The 20,283-nt window shown below is 69.2% G+C and carries 22 protein-coding genes; 10 read left to right on the forward strand and 12 right to left on the reverse strand.

All coding sequences use genetic code 11. The features are described from left to right. Positions 1-28 precede the first annotated feature (28 nt). The 6 genes from CQ040_RS20730 to CQ040_RS14480 all read right to left on the reverse strand — a co-directional run bounded on the left by CQ040_RS20730 (position 29) and on the right by CQ040_RS14480 (position 6,090). Positions 29-532 carry a GNAT family N-acetyltransferase gene (locus CQ040_RS20730; RefSeq protein ID WP_181156936.1) on the reverse strand — a complete coding sequence of 168 codons (504 nt, stop codon included), beginning with the start codon at positions 530-532 and terminating at the stop codon, positions 29-31. After that, a complete protein-coding gene (locus tag CQ040_RS14460) occupies positions 529-1,719 on the reverse strand; it encodes an anhydro-N-acetylmuramic acid kinase (protein WP_181156934.1) in 1,191 nt (396 codons plus the stop codon). Before CQ040_RS14460 ends, CQ040_RS20730 begins: the two co-directional genes overlap by 4 nt. Then, on the reverse strand, positions 1,719-2,624 hold the full coding sequence (gene murQ, locus CQ040_RS14465) for an N-acetylmuramic acid 6-phosphate etherase (protein ID WP_105527395.1): 906 nt from the start codon (positions 2,622-2,624) through the stop codon (positions 1,719-1,721). The genes CQ040_RS14460 and murQ overlap by 1 nt, the downstream gene beginning before the upstream one ends. Next, complete coding sequence (locus tag CQ040_RS14470; RefSeq protein WP_021198224.1) at positions 2,621-3,508, reverse strand: ABC transporter permease; 888 nt, start codon at positions 3,506-3,508, stop codon at positions 2,621-2,623. The genes murQ and CQ040_RS14470 overlap by 4 nt, the downstream gene beginning before the upstream one ends. After that, positions 3,505-4,476 carry an ABC transporter permease gene (locus CQ040_RS14475; protein WP_105527394.1) on the reverse strand — a complete coding sequence of 324 codons (972 nt, stop codon included), beginning with the start codon at positions 4,474-4,476 and terminating at the stop codon, positions 3,505-3,507. The genes CQ040_RS14470 and CQ040_RS14475 overlap by 4 nt, the downstream gene beginning before the upstream one ends. A gap of 66 nt (positions 4,477-4,542) precedes the next feature. Next, positions 4,543-6,090: an ABC transporter substrate-binding protein gene (locus tag CQ040_RS14480; protein ID WP_105527393.1), complete on the reverse strand. Its 1,548-nt coding sequence runs from the start codon at positions 6,088-6,090 to the stop codon at positions 4,543-4,545. A 165-nt stretch (positions 6,091-6,255) separates the two neighbouring features. On the opposite strand from CQ040_RS14480, the gene CQ040_RS14485 reads away from it, so the two are divergent. From CQ040_RS14485 to CQ040_RS14500, 4 genes are all read left to right on the forward strand, one after another. Continuing rightward, positions 6,256-7,149, forward strand: coding sequence for a MurR/RpiR family transcriptional regulator (locus CQ040_RS14485; RefSeq protein ID WP_105527466.1), 894 nt, complete (start codon positions 6,256-6,258; stop codon positions 7,147-7,149). Next, complete coding sequence (locus CQ040_RS14490; RefSeq protein WP_105527392.1) at positions 7,146-8,294, forward strand: sugar MFS transporter; 1,149 nt, start codon at positions 7,146-7,148, stop codon at positions 8,292-8,294. Before CQ040_RS14485 ends, CQ040_RS14490 begins: the two co-directional genes overlap by 4 nt. A gap of 121 nt (positions 8,295-8,415) precedes the next feature. Beyond that, the gene (locus CQ040_RS14495; protein ID WP_105527391.1) at positions 8,416-8,643 is read left to right on the forward strand and encodes a hypothetical protein; all 228 of its coding nucleotides are present in this window, start codon (positions 8,416-8,418) and stop codon (positions 8,641-8,643) included. Positions 8,644-8,647: 4 nt separating this feature from the next. Next, positions 8,648-8,917 carry a hypothetical protein gene (locus tag CQ040_RS14500; RefSeq protein ID WP_105527390.1) on the forward strand — a complete coding sequence of 90 codons (270 nt, stop codon included), beginning with the start codon at positions 8,648-8,650 and terminating at the stop codon, positions 8,915-8,917. A 17-nt stretch (positions 8,918-8,934) separates the two neighbouring features. Here CQ040_RS14500 and CQ040_RS14505 read toward each other — a convergent pair whose 3' ends face one another. Both CQ040_RS14505 and pyrE read right to left on the reverse strand, forming a co-directional pair. Continuing rightward, positions 8,935-9,837, reverse strand: a complete 903-nt coding sequence (locus CQ040_RS14505; RefSeq protein WP_105527389.1) for an ROK family protein — start codon at positions 9,835-9,837, stop codon at positions 8,935-8,937. After that, positions 9,834-10,394, reverse strand: a complete 561-nt coding sequence (pyrE, locus tag CQ040_RS14510) for an orotate phosphoribosyltransferase (RefSeq protein WP_028500879.1) — start codon at positions 10,392-10,394, stop codon at positions 9,834-9,836. The genes CQ040_RS14505 and pyrE overlap by 4 nt, the downstream gene beginning before the upstream one ends. Before the next feature lie 37 nt (positions 10,395-10,431). Here pyrE and CQ040_RS14515 point away from each other — a divergent pair, with 37 nt between their 5' ends. Next, positions 10,432-11,277 (forward strand): exodeoxyribonuclease III, encoded by an 846-nt coding sequence (locus CQ040_RS14515; RefSeq protein ID WP_105527388.1) that lies wholly within the window; start codon positions 10,432-10,434, stop codon positions 11,275-11,277. Positions 11,278-11,288: 11 nt separating this feature from the next. After that, positions 11,289-12,098 carry an HAD family hydrolase gene (locus CQ040_RS14520; protein ID WP_105527387.1) on the forward strand — a complete coding sequence of 270 codons (810 nt, stop codon included), beginning with the start codon at positions 11,289-11,291 and terminating at the stop codon, positions 12,096-12,098. A gap of 65 nt (positions 12,099-12,163) precedes the next feature. On the opposite strand, the gene CQ040_RS14525 is transcribed toward CQ040_RS14520, so the two are convergent. The 4 genes from CQ040_RS14525 to CQ040_RS14540 form a co-directional block, all read right to left on the reverse strand. After that, the gene (locus CQ040_RS14525) at positions 12,164-13,897 is read right to left on the reverse strand and encodes a collagen binding domain-containing protein (RefSeq protein WP_105527386.1); all 1,734 of its coding nucleotides are present in this window, start codon (positions 13,895-13,897) and stop codon (positions 12,164-12,166) included. Positions 13,898-14,045: 148 nt separating this feature from the next. After that, entirely contained in the window at positions 14,046-14,681 is a 636-nt protein-coding gene (locus tag CQ040_RS14530) for a dihydrofolate reductase family protein (protein ID WP_105527385.1), read from the reverse strand. Next, on the reverse strand, positions 14,678-15,370 hold the full coding sequence (locus tag CQ040_RS14535; protein WP_105527384.1) for a helix-turn-helix domain-containing protein: 693 nt from the start codon (positions 15,368-15,370) through the stop codon (positions 14,678-14,680). Before CQ040_RS14535 ends, CQ040_RS14530 begins: the two co-directional genes overlap by 4 nt. Before the next feature lies 1 nt (position 15,371). Then, positions 15,372-15,809, reverse strand: coding sequence for a VOC family protein (locus tag CQ040_RS14540; RefSeq protein ID WP_181156932.1), 438 nt, complete (start codon positions 15,807-15,809; stop codon positions 15,372-15,374). A gap of 150 nt (positions 15,810-15,959) precedes the next feature. Here CQ040_RS14540 and CQ040_RS14545 point away from each other — a divergent pair, with 150 nt between their 5' ends. The 4 genes from CQ040_RS14545 to CQ040_RS14560 all read left to right on the forward strand — a co-directional run. Next, entirely contained in the window at positions 15,960-17,225 is a 1,266-nt protein-coding gene (locus CQ040_RS14545) for a sensor histidine kinase (RefSeq protein ID WP_105527383.1), read from the forward strand. Further along, positions 17,222-17,911, forward strand: coding sequence for a response regulator transcription factor (locus CQ040_RS14550; protein ID WP_105527382.1), 690 nt, complete (start codon positions 17,222-17,224; stop codon positions 17,909-17,911). Before CQ040_RS14545 ends, CQ040_RS14550 begins: the two co-directional genes overlap by 4 nt. Before the next feature lie 320 nt (positions 17,912-18,231). Next, entirely contained in the window at positions 18,232-19,041 is an 810-nt protein-coding gene (locus tag CQ040_RS14555) for an SDR family oxidoreductase (protein WP_105527381.1), read from the forward strand. Positions 19,042-19,081: 40 nt separating this feature from the next. Next, positions 19,082-20,283, forward strand: a 1,202-nt coding sequence (locus CQ040_RS14560) for a benzoate/H(+) symporter BenE family transporter (RefSeq protein WP_105720492.1), incomplete at its 3' end; no start/stop codon positions are given.

Below are 20,283 nucleotides of genomic sequence, written 5' to 3' on the forward strand. Positions count from 1 at the left end.
CTCCGCTCCCCGCAGGTCTCGACCCGACTCATGACCACTCCTTGCGCATGCGCTGCTCGGGCTCGCCGAATTCCGGCTGCGTGCGGGTGGCCCCGTCGAGGTGCCAGCCCTTCGCCTCGTAGAACCCGATCGACGGCGCATTCGCCGCGAACACCCAGAGCGTCGCAGCCTCGGCCCCGGCATCCTGCAGTTCTGCGGTCGCCTGCGCCAGCAGCGCCCCGCCGATCCCTCCGCCGTGGGCGCGAGGCGAGACGTACAGGGAGTGCACGGCGCCGTCGATCCGGCCATCGTCGCCAGGGGTCGCTGCATAGCGCGTGATCCCGACGATCCCGCCGTCGCGCTCCGCGACGAGCACGATGCCCAGCGGATCCGCGAGCACCCGCCGCCACAGCGCCTCGGCGCGCTCGTCGGTCATCGCGTGGATCGCCTCATCGGGGAGGACGCCCCGGTAGCTCTCCCGCCAGCAGGCGAGGAACACCTCGAGCACCCCGGACAGGTCGTCCGGGGTGGCGGGGCGCACCTGGAGGCTCACGATGCCGCGGCCTCCGTGAGCACGAGGGAGTCGATGGAGGCGACGGGCTCGGGCATCTGCAGTGGACCGACACCCGGGGTGATGGTGCCGAGGATACGCGGCTCGCGGGCCCCCGTACCGCCGGGGACGATCGCGGGAACGCCGTGCATCGTCGACCAGCCGATGAGGGCGAGGAGGATCGCCTCCTTGCTGTCGGCCGCGGCGCCCAGCTCGTCGGCCAGTACGACCTCGGTCGCGGGCAGTGCGGCGCGCAGACCGTCGAGGATCAGCGGGTTGCGGCATCCTCCGCCCGACACGGCGAGGAACCCGATGCCGGCGGCCTCCACGTCGCGCGCCACAGTGCGGACCGTGAGCTCGGTGAGGGTGCGCACGACATCGGCGACCGCGATCTCGCGACCCTGCGCGGCCAGGTGCTCGTGCACGTAGCCGAGGTGGAAGTGCTCCTTGCCGGTGCTCTTGGGCGGGGTGAGGGCGTAGTACGCGTCCTCGAGCAGGGCTGCCAGCAGCGCCTCGTCGACCTGTCCGGTGCGGGCGATCGCGGCGTCGTCGTCGTAGCCGAGCGGGTTGAGGCCGTGCTCCACGATGACGGCGTCGACCAGCGCGTTCGCGGGTCCGATGTCGTAGGCGAGCAGGCCGCCCTGCCGCACCACCGTCATGTTCGAGATGCCGCCGAGGTTCAGGGCCGCGGAGACCCCGGCGCGCGAACGCAGCAGCAGCTCGTCGAGGAACGACACCAGCGGGGCGCCATGGCCGCCGACCGTGATGTCGCGGATGCGGATGTCGGACACCACGGGGGCGCCGACCTTCTCGGCGATCCAGGCGGGCTGCCCGATCTGCAGGGTGCCCAGCGCGTGCGCGCCGTCGACCCAGTGGTACACGGTCTGTCCGTGCGAGCAGACCGCGTCGACGCCGCCGACCTCTGCCGCGATGTCGGCCGCGACCTCGGCGAATGCCTGTCCGATCAGGGTGTCGAGCTCCGCCACCTCGGCGAGCGTCGTCTGCGCGGGCGGCAGGGCAGCGATCAGCCGCGCCCGCAGCTCGGGGGCGTAGGGCACGCTCGTCGCCGCGAGCACCGTGCCGTGCAGATCCACGCCGTGCGCGGTGAACCCGCCGCTGGTCGTGAAGTCGACGACGGCGGCATCGATCCCGTCGTGCGAGGTGCCGGAGATCAGTCCGAGGACGCGCATCAGTTCTCCTCCAGTGCGGTGCGCAGCCGACCATCGGCGGCTCCCAGTCGTGCGGTGGCCGCGGCGAGGTCCTCGCCACGGCGGATCATGATCGACGCGAGCTTCACGTCGTAGGCGGCCGTCTCCAGGGCGGCCACCGCCACGTCGCGGTCGACATCCGCGATGGTCTGCACCATCCGGATCGCCCGCTCGCGCAGCTTGTGATTGGTGGCCTTCACATCCACCATCAGGTTGCCGTAGGCCTTGCCGTTTCGCACCATCGAGATGGTCGAGAACATGTTCAGCACGAGCTTCTGCGCGGTGCCCGACTTGAGCCTGGTCGAACCGGAGAGCACCTCGGGACCGACCTCGACCTCGATGCCGTGCTCCGCGGCCGCACTCAGCGCGGTCCCGACGTTGCACGAGAGGCCGATGCTGAGAGCTCCGAGCTCGCGCGCCCGGCGCACCGCCGCGATCACGTAGGGCGTGCGCCCACTGGAGGCGATGCCGATCACGGTGTCGAGTGGTCCGATGCCGGCCGCATCGATGGCTGCAGCGCCCGCCTCCGCGTCGTCCTCAGCCCCCTCGACCGGGTTCACGATCGCACCGGGACCACCGGCCATGATCGCGAAGACCAGCTCCGGCGGGGTGCTGAACGTGGGCGGGCACTCCGAAGCGTCGAGCACGCCGATGCGGCCCGGCGTTCCTGCGCCGACGTAGACCAGGCGTCCGCCCTGCGCCATGCGCGCAGCCGTGGCCTCGATCGCGGGGACGATCTGCCCGAGTGCGCGCTGCACGGCGGCCGGCACCGTGGCATCCGCCTCGTTCATGGTCTGTGCGAGTTCGGCGACGCTCATCAGGTCGAGCTCCGCATACCGAGGATCGCTGGCCTCCGTGGCGAGTCTGCCGAGGTCCTCCATGGTCATCGCTTTCCTCTGTTCCGGGGGTCGAGACTGTCGCGCAGGCCGTCGCCGAGCAAGTTCAGCCCGACCACGAGCAGCACCACGATCACGCCGGGCGCGATCATGGTCCACGGGGCGATCGTGACGAGGGTGCGCGCCTCGAAGATCATCGAACCGAGCGAGGGCGCGGGCGGTGGGGTGCCGAGTCCGAGGAAGCTCAGCGACGCCTCGGTGAGCACGGCCCACGACAGTGACAGCGTGACCTGCACGATGATGATCGACGTGATGTTCGGCAGCACGTGGCGGAACATCGTCGCCATACGGCTCTGACCGGTGCTCTTGGCCGCCTTGACGTATTCGACCTCACGCAGCGACAGCACGGGGCCGCGCGTGACGCGGATGAAGATCGGCACGTAGACGATCGCGATGGCCACGGCGATGGTGAACCAGTTGCGCTCGAACACCGACGCGAGCGAGAGGGCGAGCAGCAGCGGGGGGAAGGCGAACAGCACGTTCGTGACCGCCGTGATCGCACCGTCGGAGAAGCCGCGGTAGAAGCCGGCGATGAGTCCGCACACGGTGCCCACCACGGTGGCGAAGGCGACGGCGACGACGGAGATGAGCGCGGAGTTCGCGACACCCGCGGCGACCCGCGAGAACACGTCGCGTCCGAACTGATCGGTGCCGAACCAGTGCACGGCCGACGGCGGCTGCAGACGGGACGGCGGGTCCTGCGCGAGCGGATCGAACGGCAGCAGCCCGAAGGCCGAGACGAGGCTGAGCACCGCGAGCAGCACGACGATGATGAGGCCGGTGAGCCCGCTGCGGCTGCGCAGCAGGAGACGCACGCGCTCCATGGTGCGCCCGCCGCCGGGGGCGAGGGCCGGGGTCTGAGAGATGTCGGTCATGCGGCACGCACCCGAGGATCGATGACCCGGTACAGCAGGTCGGTGAGCAGGTTGACGATGACGAAGGCGAGCGCGATCACGAGCACGGTGCTCTGCACGAGTGCGTACTCCTTCTGCTGGATACCGAGCAGCACCTGACGCCCGATGCCCGGGAGCGAGAAGATCTGCTCGACCACCACGGCGCCGCCGAGGAGATAGCCGAACTGCAGTCCGGTCATGGTCACGATCGGGACGAGCGCGTTGCGCAGCACGTGGCGGATCTGCAGGCGACGCGGCGGAACGCCCTTGGCCCTCGCGGTGCGGATGAAGTCGTTGGAGCGGATCTCGAGCACCGCAGTGCGAGTCGTGCGCATGATGGGCGCGGCGATGCCGAAGCCGAGCACGATCGAGGGCAGCAGCATCTGCTGGAGGTTCAGCAGCGGATCCTCGAACAGCGTGGCGTAGGCCTGACCGTTCGGGTTGAAGCCGAACGACGAGGCGAGGATCGCGAGGAGCGCGGTGCCGAGGAGGAAGGCGGGGATCGAGAGCCCCGCGAGGCCGACCACCTGGCCGAAGCCGTCGCGGACCGAGTCGGGCTTCGACGCCGAGAGCATGCCGAGCGGGATGCCGATGGCGAGAGCGATCACGATCGAGAAGATCGCGAGCTCGAACGTCACAGGCAGGGCTGCGGCGGTGAGGTCGAGGACGCTCGTCTGTGCGCGCGAGGAGAACCCAAGGTTGCCCGTGAAGATGTTGCCCAGCCACGAGAAGAACTGCACGAAGAGCGGCTGGTCGAGGCCGTAGTACGACTCGAGGGCGGCACGCTGCGACGGCGTGAGGGCTGCCGCTTCGGTGCCGAGGCCTGAGCTGATCTGGTCGCCGGGGATGGCGCGCAGCATCAGGAAGACGAAGATGGCGACGCCGAGGAGCGTGCCGAGGGCTGCGAGGATGCGTCGCAGCACACTGTTGCGGAGGAGCTGTCTGAACATGCGCGTGAGTGGGTGCCTGTCGTCGGGGAAGGAGGGGGCGCGGCCGGGCCGCGCCCCCTCGATCCGCTACTTGATGGAGGTGGTCCGCAGGTACTGCAGCGAGCCGTTGACCATCGGCACGAAGCCGTCGACGGTCGACGCGGTCGCCGTGTAGGTGTAGCTCGTGAACAGCCAGATCCACGCGGCGTTGTCCTCGAGGTTGTCGGAGACCTGCGCGTAGATGTCCTTGCGCTTGTCGGGGTCGGCCGTCTGGCGGCCCTCGGCGAACAGCGCGTCGAGCTCGGGCGAGGAGTAGCCGGCGACCTTGTTCAGGTTTCCGGTGCTGGTGAAGTAGCGACCGTACATGCCGTCGGGGTCGGGACGACCGCCGTTGAGCGCGACGGCGGCGTCGAAGTCGGCCGCGATCCAGCGGTCCACGTACGCGCCGGACTCGAGCACCTCGAGGTCGAGCGTGATCTTCGCGTCGGCCAGTTGGGCCTTGAGGTTCTGCGCTTCGTTCACCGACGTGGCGTACTCGCCCTGGGAGACGATCGTCTTGATGGTGACGCCGTCTTCCTTGCCCGCCTTCTTCAGGTACTCGGCGGCCTTGTCGAGGTCGCGCTCGGGGCACGGACGCGATTCGGGGTCGGACTTGTACGCGGGAGAGGTGATGGGTCCGGTGACCTCGCCCTCGCCGAGGGCTGCGGTGTCGAGCACCTCCTGGCGGTCGATCGCGCACTGGACGGCGAGGCGCACGTTGACATCGGCGAGGTCGCCACGCGTGGCGTTCAGCTGCAGCGCGTGGTAGCTCAGCTGCGGGGTGGTCGCGACCTCGACGTTCGCGCCCTCCGCGGTCTGGGCGACCAGCGGGTCGTCGAACACGGCCAGCTGCACGTTGCCGGACTGCATCGCCGAGACGATCGAGGACTCGTCGGGGATCACCCGGAACTCGACCGTGTCGAGCAGCGCGGTGTCGCCCCAGTAGTCGACGTTCTTCGCGAGCGTGATCGACTGGCTGGCCTTGCGGTCGTCGAGGATGAAGGGACCGGTGCCGTTCGGGGTGGTGTTCAGTCCCTCTTCGGTGTCGTCCGAGGAGAGCATCGCCATGTTGATCACGGCGAGGTTGGCGGGAAGCGCGGCGTCGGGAGCGCTCAACGTGAGCGTGACGGTCTTCTCGTCGGTCGCCTCGACCGCGGTGACGGAGGCGAGCGAGGTGCGCGCGACGGCAGCGGTGGCCTCGGCCGCGATGGCATCGAGCGAGTACTTCACGTCTTCGGAGCCGAACGTGCTGCCGTCGGCGAACGTGACGCCCTCACGGAGGTTGAACGTGACGGTGAGGCCGTCTTCCGAGACGTCCCAGGACTCGGCGAGGCCGGGGACCACGTTGAGGTCCTCGTCGAACTCGGTCAGCGTGCCGTACAGGTTCTGGAGGACGTTGACGGCCTGGAACTGCGTGGCCTTCCACGGGAAGAGGGTGTCGGGGTCGCTCGTGACGCCGACGACGAGGTCGCCGCCCGCAGCGCCTTCCGAGGGCTTGGGGGCGGATGCGGGTGCGGAACAACCGGTGATGACGAGGGCGACGGCGAGGCCCGTCGCGGTGAGAGCGCCGAGTGACGCCCAGCGTGCTGTGCTCATTGCTGGATCCTCCTGAGTGTGACGCGTCGCCGTGGCGTCGGGTCAGGCGCTGTTGCCTGCCGCCCCGTGAACGTCGTCGGTCTTGGTTGGTACTAAAAGTACACGAACGTCACTACTTATGTAACAGAAGTTCCTCTACTGTTATGAACAGTGATCGGAGACCCCATGCCCCATGAAGCCGCCCGCGACGAAGCCGGCGCGCACCCCGTGCTCGTCCGCATGCGCGCGATCCGCCCCGAGCTGCGTCCGAGCGAGCAGCGCATCGCCGACCTGTTCCTTGCAGACCCGGCGGGAACGGCAGGACTCTCGATCGCGGAACTCGCCCAGCGCTGCGACACCTCGACCACCTCGGTCGTGCGCTTCTGCAAGCGGCTCGGCTACGAGCATGTGCGTGAACTCCGCAACCATGTGCTGCGCGACGTCGAGCGCGAGACGTTCGATACCGCAGCCCTTCCCGCGGTCTCCGGCGACATCGACCGCAACGACACGCTGGCCGACATCGTCGCGAAGGTCTCGCTCGCCGAGACGCTCTCCCTCGCCGACACCGCGAAGGTGCTCGACACCGAATCACTGCGGGCTTCGGTCGATGCGATCACCTCCTCCACCAGGGTCGACATCTTCGGCGTCGGCGCGAGCTCCATCGTCGGACTCGACCTGCAGCGCAAGCTGACCCGCATCGGGCGCACGGCGCTGGAGTGGTCAGACCCCCACTCCGCGTGGACATCGGCTGCGACACTCGGCCCCGGCAACGTCGCGATAGCGGTGTCGCACACCGGTGCGACCACCGACACGATCGAGTTCCTGCTGCTCGCCCGCAGGGCCGGAGCGACCACCATCGCGATCACGAACCACGCCGGCGCCCCGCTGGCCGACCAGGCCGACATCGTGCTCACGACGGCCGCCCGCGAGACCGGCTTCCGCTCCGGAGCTCTCGGCAGCCGGATCGCCCAGCTCATGGTGGTCGACTGCATCTTCATCGGCGTCGCCCAGTCGAACTACGACCGCTCGATGGAAGCGCTGCGCGACACCTTCGCCGCGGTGCACCGCGTGCGGGCGTGACGAAAGACGCACGGCGCGCGCGGGCGGGACTCTTCACCGCGTTCGCGGGCCTCGGCGTCACAGCGGCGTTCGTCCCCGCGATCCTGCCTTCGGCGGAACGGGCGATCGGATCCGATCTCAGCACGGCCGTGCCCGCCCTGTTCGCAGGGCTCCTCGTCGGCGTGCTGGTCTCCGGCCCGCTGCTGATGCGCCGCCCGCCTCAGACCGCGCTGATGATCGGCAGCGCACTCCAGGCAGCCGCCATCGTCACGGTGGCGCTGGCCGGCACCCCTGCCGTGTTCATCATCGCCGCCGCCGTCGCCGGTCTCGGGTTCGGGCTGGTCGAGGCCTCAGGCGCCGTTGCCGCGAAATCTCTGGCCACGAGTAGCGCGACGGGGCTGCTCAGCGCCCTGCTCGGCACGGTCGCCGTGTGCGCGGCGGTCACCCCGCTGCTGGTCGCCGCGGGTTCCGGGGTGCGACCGGTTCTCGGCCTCCTGGCCGCCGTGCCGCTTCTCACGATCGCGATGCTCGCCGGCCATCGCCCTGCTGTCACCCGCGCCGAGACTCCCGCGCGCCGCGACGCCCGCGGACTCCTCGTCCTCCTGCCGTTCGCCCTGGCGTTGCCGCTCTACGTCGGTGTCGAGACCGTGCTCTCCGGGTGGTCGGCCGTGATCCCGGAGCGGACCCTCGCGGTCGATCCGGGTCTCGCCGCATTGGGGACCTCGGCGTTCTGGACACTCATGGCGATCGGGCGATTCGGCGCGGCGGGACTGCGCCGTCTCTCCGTGTCGCCGATCGTGATCCTCGTCTCCGCCACGAGCGCCGCCGCCGTCCTGATGCTCGTCGCGGGGCTGCTGGTGGAGCCTGCACCCGCGGGGGCACTAGTCGCGCTGGCGGCTGTGGTCGTGCTGCTCGCCCCGAGCTATGGCCTCATCCTCGGGCTCGCCCTCGACCGACTCGATCCGGCACGCAGCGCCGCCGTGACAGGTGCGCTCGTCGCGTGCGGTGCGGTCGGCGGCACCTTCGTGCCCACGCTGATCCTGCTGATCAGCCGCGACCCCGCGTCGAGTACGACATTCTTCGTCTCGGCAGGGCTGTGCGCAGTCGTGCCGGTGCTGATGCTGGTCGCGTCGCGGACGCCCGCGCAGACACCCGCGGCGAGCTGACACTTCCTCCACACCTCGCGACACCAGCGACCTCTTCACAGATGCTGGAATACCGGCGCACACACCGGCGCAGGCGGCGTAACGTCGTCGACACACCCATCCGAGCAAGGAGAGAGCACACGTGTCCACGGAAGTTCTCGCGATCATCATCAGCGCGGTCGGTGTCGTGGTGACGCTCGGCACGAGCATGTTCGTCGGCGCCGCGTGGATGGTCCGACGCATCGACGCCGTCGACGAGAAGCTCAGCTCCCGCATCGACGCGGTCGCCGCAGACGTCACCGACCTGAAGATCTCCGTCGCCCGACTCGAAGGCCCACCGCGACGCCTGCTCACCGCGGGAAGGCGATGAGACGGTGACCACCGAGACCCTCACGATCGTCATCAGCGCGATCGGCATCGTACTCACCCTCGGCACCAGCCTTTTCGCCGCTGGCGCGTGGATGGTCCGCCGAATCGACGATCGCATCGACGCCGTCGACGAGAAGCTCAGCACCCGTATCGACGCCGTCGACGAGAAGCTCAGCTCCCGCATCGACGCCGTCGCCGCCGACGTCACCGACCTGAAGAACTCGGTCGCCCGACTCGAAGGACCACCACGGCACCTGCTCACCGCGAGCCGCTGAGCAGGCTTCCGGTCGACCTACCGCAGCACGAGAGCAGCTGCGCCGATGAGAGGTCCCTCGTCGCCGAGCCCCGAACGCACGACGCGCGTGCGACGGGAGTATTCGTGCACCGCACTCGCGGTGAGCGCCTGCTGCACGAGGTCGATGTAGTCCGGAGACACCCGCGAGAAGCCGCCGCCGATCGCGACGACATCGAGGTCGACGAGGGTCGCGGCATCCGCCAGCGCGTCCCCGACTGCACGAGCCGAGCGCTCGATCGCCGCCCGCGCGACGGTGTCACCTGCTGCCGCATCCCGTGCGAGGTCCTCACCGGTGGCTCCGGTCCAGCCCTGCTGCTGCGCCCAGGCGGCGCTCGCCGGCCCCGACGCGATCTCCTCGAGCGTCAGACCACCTTCGCGGCGCACCTGGCCGAGGTGGCCGGCGTTGCCGGTCGCGCCGGGGATGTAGGCACCGCTCGCGACGAAACCACCACCGACTCCGGTCGAGACGACGATCGACAGCGAGGCGCCGGCACCCTGAGTGGCCCCACGCCACGACTCGGCGAGTGCAAGCGCACCCCCGTCGTGGCCGAGCACGGTGGGCACGTCGCTCCCGAGGACCGTGGATGCTGCGGCGCGAACGGCCTCTTCGAGACCGAAACCCCGCGCCAGCGGCATGTTCACCGGCATGATCGCACCGGCTGTGCGGTCGATCGGCCCGGCGCTGCCTACTCCCGCTCCGACGAACTCGGCGTCAGCGGGCAGAGCCGCAAGCGCATGCTCGACGATCGCGACGACCGAGGCGTTCAGCGACTCGAGCGTGGCTTCGCGACCGGTCGCCTGCCGACTCCGGCTGCCCTCCACGAGCAGGCCGTCCTCCGCGACGAGCGCGGCCTCCATCTTCGTGCCGCCGACATCGACGGCGAGCGCGTACCGGGTCACTGGGGGTCGAGTCCGAGGTCGTCGAGGTCGAAGGCGGCGCGCCATTCGAGACCCTCGGCTTCGATCGCGGCCTGTGCCCCGGTCTTGCGATCGACGATCACGGCGACGGCGACGATCTCGGCGCCTTCCTTGCGCAGGGCCTCGACGGCCTTGAGCGCCGACTGTCCGGTGGTCGAGGTGTCTTCGAGCACGACGACGCGCTTGCCCTTGACGTCCGCCCCTTCGATCTGTCGGCCGCGACCGTGGTCTTTCGGCTCCTTGCGCACGACGAACGCGTCGAGCGGAGCGCCAGCGGCGACCGAGGCGTGCAGCACCGAGTTCGCGATCGGGTCTGCACCGAGCGTGAGTCCGCCGACCGCCACGACATCGAGGTCGCCGATCAGGTCGAGCATGATGCGGCCGATCGCGGGAGCGGCACGGTGGTCCAGCGTGAGCTTGCGCATGTCGACGTAGTACGTCGCCTGCTTGCCACTGGAGAGGGTGAAGTCGCCGTGGAACACCGCCTCATCCTTGATGAGGTCGAGGAGTGTCTGGCGGTCTGCGTCGAGTGCGGTCACGGCATCCAGTGTAGGAGGCAAGGCCTAGGCTTGACGCATGCGCTTGGCCACCTGGAACGTCAACTCCATCCGCACCCGCGTCACCCGCACCGTCGAATTCGCCGTGCGCGAAGACATCGACGTGCTGGCGATGCAGGAGATCAAGTGCAAGCCGGAGCAGTTCCCCTACGGCCCGTTCGAAGAAGCCGGGTACCACGTCGAGGTGCACGGGCTGAATCAGTGGAACGGCGTCGCGATCGCGAGCCGTCTGCCGATCACCGATGTGCGCACGTCGTTCGACGGCATGCCGGGCTTCGCCAAGGGACACGAGGGGCCGGATGCGCCGCTCGAGGCCCGCGCGCTCGGTGTGATGGTCGACGGGGTTCGGGTGTGGAGCCTGTACGTGCCCAACGGCCGCTCCCTGGAAGACCCGCACTACGCGTACAAGCTGCACTGGCTGGAGCAGCTGAAGAAGTCGACGGCCGCCGAGCTGTCGGCTAACCCCGATCTGCCGCTCGCCCTGGTGGGTGACTTCAACATCATCCCGTTCGACGTCGACAACGGAGACCCCGACATCGTGATCGGCCGGTCGACCCACGTCTCGCCGCAGGAGCGCGACGCGTTCTTCGCGTTCCCAGACGCCGGGGTCACCGACGTGGTGCGTCCGCTCATCCCCGAGGGCTTCACCTACTGGGACTACCAGCGCCTGAAGTTCCCTCGCAACGAAGGCGTGCGCATCGACTTCGTCCTGGGCTCGCGCACGTTGGCCGAGGCTGTGAAGGGTGCCTCCATCCACCGCGACGAGCGCAAGGGCGAGCAGCCCAGCGATCACGTCCCGGTAGTCGTCGATCTCGATTTCGGCGGCGCCGATGACGACGACGACATGCCGATGATCTTCTCCTGAATGCCGATCTCGTGAGTGTGCGGCTGATCGCCACTGATCTCGACGGCACTCTGCTCGACTCGTCGTCTGCCGTCACACCGCGCACGCGAGCAGCTCTCGACGCAGCCCGCGCGCGCGGCATCCACGTCATACCGGTCACGGCCCGCCAGCCGATCGGGCTGCGAGCGATCGCGGCCGACGCCGGGTTCGATGGCTGGGCACTGTGCAGCAACGGTGCCTACGCGGTGCGCCTCGACGACGGGCGGATGCTGTTCGCCGAAGAGCTTCCCGCTGACACGATCCGCTCGCTCGCCGAGGCTCTGCGCGCGAGCATCCCCGGCCTGCTGTTCGCGAGCGTGCGCGAGGGCGGGGAGACGTTCGTGGCTCAGGACGGGTACGCCGCGATCGCCGCTCTCGCCGACCACAAACGCGACCCCGCGACCATGGGCGGCGTGCCTCTGGAGCAGGTGCTCGCGGCGCCGAGCCTGAAGTTCGTGATCCGGCATCCCGAGCTCGCGCCCGCCGCGCTGTTCGACACGGTGCGCTCGCTCGGTCTCACCGGCTTCGAGGCCACCCTGTCCGGCGCACCCTTCGTCGAGGTCATGGCCGAGGGCGTCACCAAGGCCACCGGGCTCGCTCGACTCTGCGAGCACCTCGGCATCGACCGCACCGAGGTCGTGGCATTCGGCGATGCGCTCAACGACGTCGAGATGCTGCGATGGGCGGGACACGGCGTCGCCATGGCCCACGCGGAGCCGGTCGTTCAGGATGCGGCCGACGAGACGGCCGCCTCGAACGACGAAGACGGTGTGGCCCGGGTGATCGAGCGGCTGCTCGCCTGAGCCTCAGCACGTGGGGTGAGCCCCTTCTCTCACGATCAGGGCACCCAGCCCCAGTCAGTGAAGCCTCAGCTCTCCACGCGGCGCCGACGCACGAGCAGCCCACCCATCATGGCCAGGATGACGCCGAGCGCCAACAGGGCAACCGGAGCGTCCGCGCCTGTTGTCGCCAGCTGCCCGCCCGGGGTTGCTGCCCCGCCACCCGGCGATGCCACACCGCCACCGGTCTGCCCACCCGTGCCCGCTGCCGCTGTCACGGTAAGCGGCGTGCTGGCGAGAACCGTCGTGCCTGACAGTGCCACCAGGGTGTGCGCGCCCGCAGGCGCGGTCGCCGGGATGCGCAGCGCGCCCTGGAGCACGCCATCAGCGTCGGCCGTCAGCGTGCCGAGCGCGATCGGGTCGGAGTGCAGCTCGAAGGCGATGGTCGCTCCCGGCGCGAATCCGGTGCCCGAGATCGCGATGTCGTTGCCGGCCCGGATCGAGTCGACGCCGAGGCTCAGGGCCGGCTTCACCTCAGGTGCTGTGTCGACCGTGAGTGCGAAGTCGATGCCGGAGATCGCCTCCCCCTCGGGTACTGACACCGGAGTCGCCTCGGCTGCCGTAGCAACACCGTCGAAGAACTGCGGCTTCGCGGTCGTCGTACCATCGCTGAACGTGGCGCTGGCCTTCAGAATGTATGTCCCATGGGGGACCGCCAGCGAGTATGCGCCGGTGACGGGGTCGGCGCGGGTGTCGTTGACCATCGTGCCGTTGCTCCACGCCTCCACGCGGACGTCGTCCGCAGCATCGGAGTCGATCGTCACGGCGCCGGTGATTCGGGCCGGCTTGCCGAGCGCCGCATCGATGCCGACGACCTCCTCACCCGGTGCGACCGTCAGGAGCGTCGCGTTCTCCCACAGGAAAGCATCCTTCCAGTACTCCTCCATGATCCCCCGCTCGTTCGCATGGAAGAGCACCCGGTAGGTTCCCGCCACGACAGGAATGCGGAACGTGCCGTCGGAGTTCGTGTCGACGAAGAACACGTCGAGTCCCGTGCCGGCGGCATAGAAAGCCACCGACGCGCTCAGCGGCTCATCGCCGGCGCTTCGCGTCACGGTGCCGCTGATGTAGCCGACCTCAGCGAGCGAGGCGTCGATGTCCGTAATGGTCTGCGGCTCTGTGACGGTGATGAGCGTCGCTGCGCCCCACCCGTATGCGTCCTTCCAGTACTCCGCCGCCAGCTCAGCATCTGACGACGCGAACCGCACGCGGTACGAGCCAGTGGGGAGGCCGCCGAGGGTGTATTCGCCTGATGCTCCTGCGGTCGTCGCCGCCACGATCTCGTTGTTGCCGTCGAGAGCCTGCACGTCGGCGCCCGCGATCGCAGTGCCGTCGTCTTCACGGGTCACGATGCCCTCGATGGCGCCGCCCTGCACGAGTGAGGCATCGATCGCGGAGACTGCCTCCCCGTCGCCGACGACGACCGGGGCCGCCTGCGAGTAGTCGGAGGCGTCCCTCCAGTACTCGCGCTTGAGGTCGGTTCCCTCCGGGAAGAAGCTCACGATGTACGAGCCCGCGGCGAGATTCGGCAACGTGTAGGCCCCCGTCGAATCCGTGGTGACCGAGGCCCATGTCGGGCCATCCGCGGAGACGGTCACCCCAACGACCGGAGTCCCGTCGTCCTCCCGGACGACCGTGCCGGAGATCGAGCCGGCTGCGGCAGCCGGCTCGACAGCTGCGGCCGCCGTCACCCCGCCGAGAGCGAGGGCTAGTGCCACCGCTCCCCCGAGCACCGTACGAATGAATGCGCGTCGTCGCGCCATGTCCCCACCCTCCGAAGGAGGCCGACGCAGCGAAGTGTGTCGCGGTCGACCTCGAGCCAGTGCCGATCGCACGGCAACGTCACATCGAATCTAGAGTGTCAGGCCATAGGAAGAAAATAGTCGACACGCGGGAGTTATCCTCCCGTGATCACTCGAACGTCCCGACCTGCGGCTCGCGATCCGTCCGCCCATACCGGAGCAGGGTCACGCCCGCCTCATCGGTGACCGGGGGCTCCAGCAGCCGCAGCACCGACGGAAGGGCGTTGTCGTCGAACACCTTCTTGCCCGCGCCGAGCAGCAGCGGATACACCCAGAGGTTCAGCTCATCGAAGAGCCCCTCGGCGAGCAGTGTGTGGACGAAGTCGATGCTGCCGATCACGTGCACCTCGCGGTGTGCCGCCCGCATCGCGGCGATCTCCGCCGCCAGGTCGGCGCCCACGCGGGTACTGCCGTCCCAGTCGAGCGCGAGATCGGCATCCCGCGTCGCCACGTACTTCGGAACCCGGTTGAAGAGCGTGCCGATGTCGCCCGACTCTCCCTCGGTGTGATGCGGCCAGTACGACGCGAAGATGTCGTAGGTGCGCCGCCCGAGCAGCAGCGCATCGAGCCCGCGCATGCCCTTCTCGATCTCGGGGCCGACGCCGGATGACGGGTATCCGGCCTGCCAGCCGCTGAAGCGGAACCCGCCGGAGGTGTCTTCGTCGGTGCCGCCCGGGCCTTGGGCGACGCCGTCGAGCGAGGTGAAGAGGTCGATCAGGATGCGACCGGATGCGTGGTCGTTCATGTCATGCTCCCTACTTTCAGCCGTGCGATGTGGAAGGTGGTGGCGAACGAGTCCAACCACGACTCCTCGCCTCTGACGACCGCGACGATGTCCTGCGCCAGCGCCTCCGCCGGTGTGATGTCGCCACCGATCAGCCGACGGATGCCGGGACCGGCGACGATCACGGCATCCGGTTCACCGTCGGGGAGACGCCCGCCGACGGGTGGAGCCGGAGGCGCGATCTGCGCGACGAGGAGTTCACCGTCGCGCACCGATGCGCGCAGGGCCACGTCACCGACGTGCAGCTCGTACTCGGCGTCCGCCGCTGCATCCGCCACGAACGCCGTGCGCAGGGCCATCGTGAGGGAGTCGGGCGTGACGACGTCGCCCTCCTCCGGGTCTCCCATCGCCTGAAAGCCCCAACGCCCGAGTGCGAGCATGATCGGCTCGAAGGAGCGGCCGTAGGGAGTGAGCTCGTAGACGAGGCCGCAGTTCAGCAGCGGCACCCGCCTGACGACCCCACCCTCCTGGAGGTCTTTCAGCCGCGTGGACAGGATGTTGGTCGGAATGCGCGGCAGGCCCTGCTTGAGGTCGGTGTACCGACGCGGCCCGACGAGCAGATCGCGGACGATGAGCAGAGCCCACCGTTCCCCGATCAGCTCGACGGCCGTCGTCACACCGCAGTACTGGCCATAGCTGCGCGCCGCCATGTCAGGCCGACGTGGCGGTATCTGCCACGTGGTCCGGGCCGTTCTCGACGGCCTCGGGGGTCATGTAGAGGAAGCCGAGCGAGTTGCCGTCCGGGTCGTCGAGGTCGCGCGAGTACATGAAGCCGTAGTCCTGTGCGGGCTTCGGCTCTGCACCGCCGGCGGCCAGACCCTTGGCGAGGATCGCATCGACCTCTTCGCGCGAGTCCTGGCTGAAGGCGACGGACACCTGAGCGACCTCGTTCGGGTCGGCGATCGGCTTGTCGGTGAACGTGGCGAAGAACTCGCGCTTGAGCACCATGAAGTAGATGTCCTCACTCCACACGACGCACGCGGCGTTCTCATCGGTGAACTGCGGGCTGATCTCGCAGCCGAGCGCCGTGTAGAACGCTTTGGCGCGCTCGAGGTCGCTGGTGGGCAGGTTGACGAACACCTTGGTCATGATGACTCCTCCGGATTTGCGAGCCCATCGGTCGGTGAGCCCTTTCGAGACAAGCTTGCAAAAAACAAGCACACTTGTCAATAGCAAGTGGGTTCCCGATCCCCCGCACGGGGGATGCGATGTCGACGGCGCCCGCCCTACGGTGGAGGGATGCCCGCAGCCCCGTTCATCCGCACATCGACCGAGCGCGAACGGCGCAGCGACATCGTGCTCGCGGCCGTCATGTTCGTGGGGGCCGTGCTGAGCGCCGGGCTCTCCTCGATCGCTGAGGTGTGGGGGAAGGAACAGGCGCCGCTGTGGACCGCACTCGTGTACGCGGTCGTCGTGACCGCGCCCCTGGCGGTCCGTCGTCGCTGGCCCGGCACGGTCGCGATCATCGTGGTCGCCGCATACTTCACGGCGGTGACGATCCGCATCCCGGAGATCTACGTCGGAAACATCGCGATGTTCATCGCCATCTACACGGCAGGCGCCTGGATGAACAACCGCCGCCGGGCGATGATCGTGCGCGTCGGGATCATCGTGAGCATGTTCGTGTGGCTGCTGATCACGATGTACCGCGACGCGATCCGCGAGGCCGACAAGGCGGATGTCATCGCCGGGGCCATGTCGCCGTACGTGGCCTTCATGCTCATCCAGCTGCTGCTGAACGTGCTCTACTTCGGCGGAGCGTACTACTTCGGCGAGCGCTCATGGGCCGCAGCGGCGCAGCTCGCGGTGCTCGAACAGCGCACCGCCGAGCTCGAGCGCGAGCGCGAGGTCACCGCCGCCCAGGCGGTCGCCCTCGACCGCGTGCGCATCGCCCGTGAGCTGCACGACGTCGTCGCCCATCACGTCTCGGTCATGGGCGTGCAGGCGGGCGCCGCACGTCTCGTGCTCGAGCGAGACCCCGCGGAGTCGGCGCGCATCCTCACCGGGATCGAGGGTTCCGCGCGCGACGCGATCCACGAGCTGCGCCAACTGCTGGAGACCCTGCGCACACCCGGCGGAGAGACGACGGATGCCGCATCCACCCTCGAGCTCGACGACATCGCCGAGCTCGTGGAGGCGTCGACCGAGGCCGGACTGCCGACCGACTACGCGGTGATCGGGGTGCCGGTGCCGGTGCCTTCCCTCGTCGCCGTGAACCTGTACCGCATCGCGCAGGAGTCGCTGACGAATGCCCGCCGCCACGCGGGCCCCGACGCCACCGCCGACGTCCGCGTGCGCTACGACGACGACGGGGTCGAGGTCGAGATCGTGAACACCGGACGCCCGGTCGCCCACCTCCGTCCGGGGCTCGGCCAACTGGGGATGCGGGAGCGCGCCGCCGCATCCGGAGGCACCCTCGAGGTGACCTCACGACCATTCGGCGGTCTGCGCGTGCGTGCGCGGGTGCCGCTGGCCGCGGCGACCGGATCGAGCGTGGCCCGATGAGCGACCAGATCCGCGTGCTGCTCGTCGACGACCATGCGCTGCTGCGTGCCGGCTTCCGCACGATCCTCGACACCCAACCCGACATCACCGTGGTCGGCGAGGCGTCATCGGGTGCGGAAGCTGTGGCACAGGCTTCCGCGCTCCGCCCCGACGTCATCACGATGGACGTGCAGATGCCGGACATGGACGGCATTGAAGCGACCAGGCGCATCGTCGCAGACCCGGCCGTCGGCGCGGCCATCGCGATCGTCACGACCTTCGACCGCGATGACTACCTGTACGAGGCGCTGGATGCCGGCGCCAGCGGATTCCTGCTCAAGAACGCCGGCGCCGAGGACCTGATCGCGGCCGTCCGCGCCCTGGCCGCGGGCGACGGGATGCTCGCCCCAGAGGTGACTCGTCGCGTGCTGGCACGGTTCGCCTCGACGACCGCTCCGCACCCTGCACCCGAGGTGGCGGCCACGAGCCGCGTGCTCCCGAAGGCCGCGCTCGCCGAGCCGCTCACCGACCGCGAGGCCGAGGTGCTGACGCTGCTCGCCGACGCCAGGAGCAACTCCGAGATCGCGCGGGCGCTGTTCATCGGCGAGGCCACGGTGAAGACGCACGTGTCGCGCATCCTGCAGAAGCTCGGCGCACGCGATCGCGTGCAGGCGGTCGTGCTCGCACACCGCATGGGGCTCGCCTAGCCCGCTCGTCGCTCACTTCGCCTCTCTGCCCTCTCGTCTCTGCCCTCTCCTCTCTGCCCTCTCGTCGAAGGATTTCGTGCATTCCCCGTAATGAATGCACGGATTTCCGATCTCTTCCGACGTAAGAGACCATCGACGCCGAGGGATGAGAATGACTGCGCCAGCACCATATGAGACGAGATCCGCGCCTGACCACCCGCGCGGCGATGCCGAGGGCTCTTCACGCCAGGCCATCTTCCGCGCCGGCGGCCAGGACTGCTCGCGGGTGCTGACACCCTGCGCGGGACAACTCCCTTGAGCGCATCGAAGCGGGGAAAGAAATGAACACCATCTTCATCACCGGCACCTCGACCGGACTCGGCCGTGCGTCCGTCAAGCTGTTCTCCGAACGAGGCTGGCGGGTGATCGCCACGATGAGGAGCCCGGAGCAGGAACAGGAACTCGGTGCACTGCCCGGCGTGATCCTCAAGCGGCTCGACGTCGACGACCCCGCATCGATCGTGCACGTCGTGGCCGAGACGCTCGCCGATCACCCTGTCGACGTCCTCTTCAACAACGCGGGATACGGCCTTGCCGGACCGTTCGAGGCGACCAGCGACGAACAGATCGTGAAGAACGTCACGACGAACCTCCTCGGCCCCCTTCGCGTGACCAAGGAGTTCATCCCGGCCTTCCGAGAGCAGGGCTCGGGAGTGATCCTCACGACCACGTCCATCGGCGGGCTCGTGACGATGCCCTTCAACTCGGTCTATCACGCAGCGAAGTTCGGCGTGGAGGGCTGGAGCGAGAGCCTGTCCTATGAGCTGAAACCGTTCGGCATCCGCGTCAAGACCCTCGCTCCCGGTGGGATCCGCACCGACTTCAGCGGGCGCAGCCTCGACCAGGCCGGGCACGAGGAGTATGCGGAGTCCGTCGCCAAGGCCGGCCGACGCTTCCGTGACCCTTCCCGCGACTCGACCCGATCATCGGCCGAGGAGATCGCCGAGATCGCGTACGTGGCCGTCACGGACGGAACCGATCAGATCACCTACGTGGCGGGGATCGATGCGCAGGAGCACCTGCGGCTGCGCGAGGGGCTGGGACAGTCGGGTTTCGTAGCCGAGTCGACGAGACTCTTCTTCGGCGACTGACCGTCCACCGGGCAGCTCACCCCGCGCTAACCTCGGAGCCATGCCCGAAGCCGCGCCCCTGTCCCGCCCGATCCTGGCCGGGGTGGTGACGGCACTCGTCGGATTCACGAGCTCGTTCGCGGTCGTGCTGACCGGGCTCGACGCGGTCGGGGCGAACACGGCGCAGGCGGCCAGCGGCCTGCTCGCGGTGAGCCTCACGATGGGCCTCGCCTGCGTGGTGCTCGCCTGGCGGTACCGGATGCCGATCACCGTGGCGTGGTCCACCCCCGGTGCCGCTCTCCTCGTGGCGACCGGCACCGTGGAGGGCGGCTGGTCGGCGGCGGTCGGCGCGTTCCTGGTCACGGCCGCACTGATCCTGCTCACCGCCCTGTGGCCTGCCCTCGGCGCCCTGATCGCCCGCATCCCTCCCTCGATAGCGCAGGCGATGCTCGCCGGCGTCCTGCTGCCGCTGTGCCTGGCCCCGATCACCGGCATCGTCGCGAACCCGTGGGGCGTGGTGCCGGTCGTACTCACCTGGCTGGTGTTCGCCCGCTTCGCTCCGCGCTGGGCGGTGCCGTTCGCGTTCATCGCCGCAGCAGTCGTGGTGGCCGTCTCGCTGATCGGCACCGGCGCGCCGTTCGACCCCGCCGTCCTGCTCCCGCGCCTCGAGTTCACGACGCCGACGTTCACTGTCGGCGCGCTGGTGGGTCTCGCCCTGCCGCTGTTCATCGTGACCATGGCCTCGCAGAACGTACCGGGCATCGCGATCATGCGCAGCTTCGGCTATGAGGTGCCCTGGCGTCCGGCGATGCTCGTCACCGGCGTCGGCACCGCGCTCGGCGCAACGGCCGGCGGGCACGCGATCAACCTCGCCGCGATCAGCGCCGCACTCGCAGCATCCCCCGATGCCGCCCCCGACCCGAAGCGCCGCTGGGTGGCCGGAGTCTCGACCGGGGTGTCGTACCTCGTACTGGGCGCCTTCTCGGCCGCGTTCGTCGCCCTCGTGGTGCTCGCGCCTGCCGCCGTCATTCCGGCCGTCGCCGGTCTCGCCCTGTTCGCGGCGTTCGGCTCGTCGGTGCAGCAGGCGATCGACGACCCGGGCGAACGCATCCCCGCGGTCGTGACCTTCCTGGTGGCCGCATCCGGGATCGCCGTGCTCGGTGTCAGCGCCGCGTTCTGGGCGCTCGTCGCCGGGCTCGTGGTGCGCACCGTGCTGCACGCCGGACGCGCGGATGCCGTGCACTCGACAGCATCCGGTGCACT

Origin of the sequence: Microbacterium sp. MYb54, assembly GCF_002979515.1 — a bacterium.
In the GTDB taxonomy this organism is placed as follows: Bacteria; Actinomycetota; Actinomycetes; order Actinomycetales; family Microbacteriaceae; genus Microbacterium.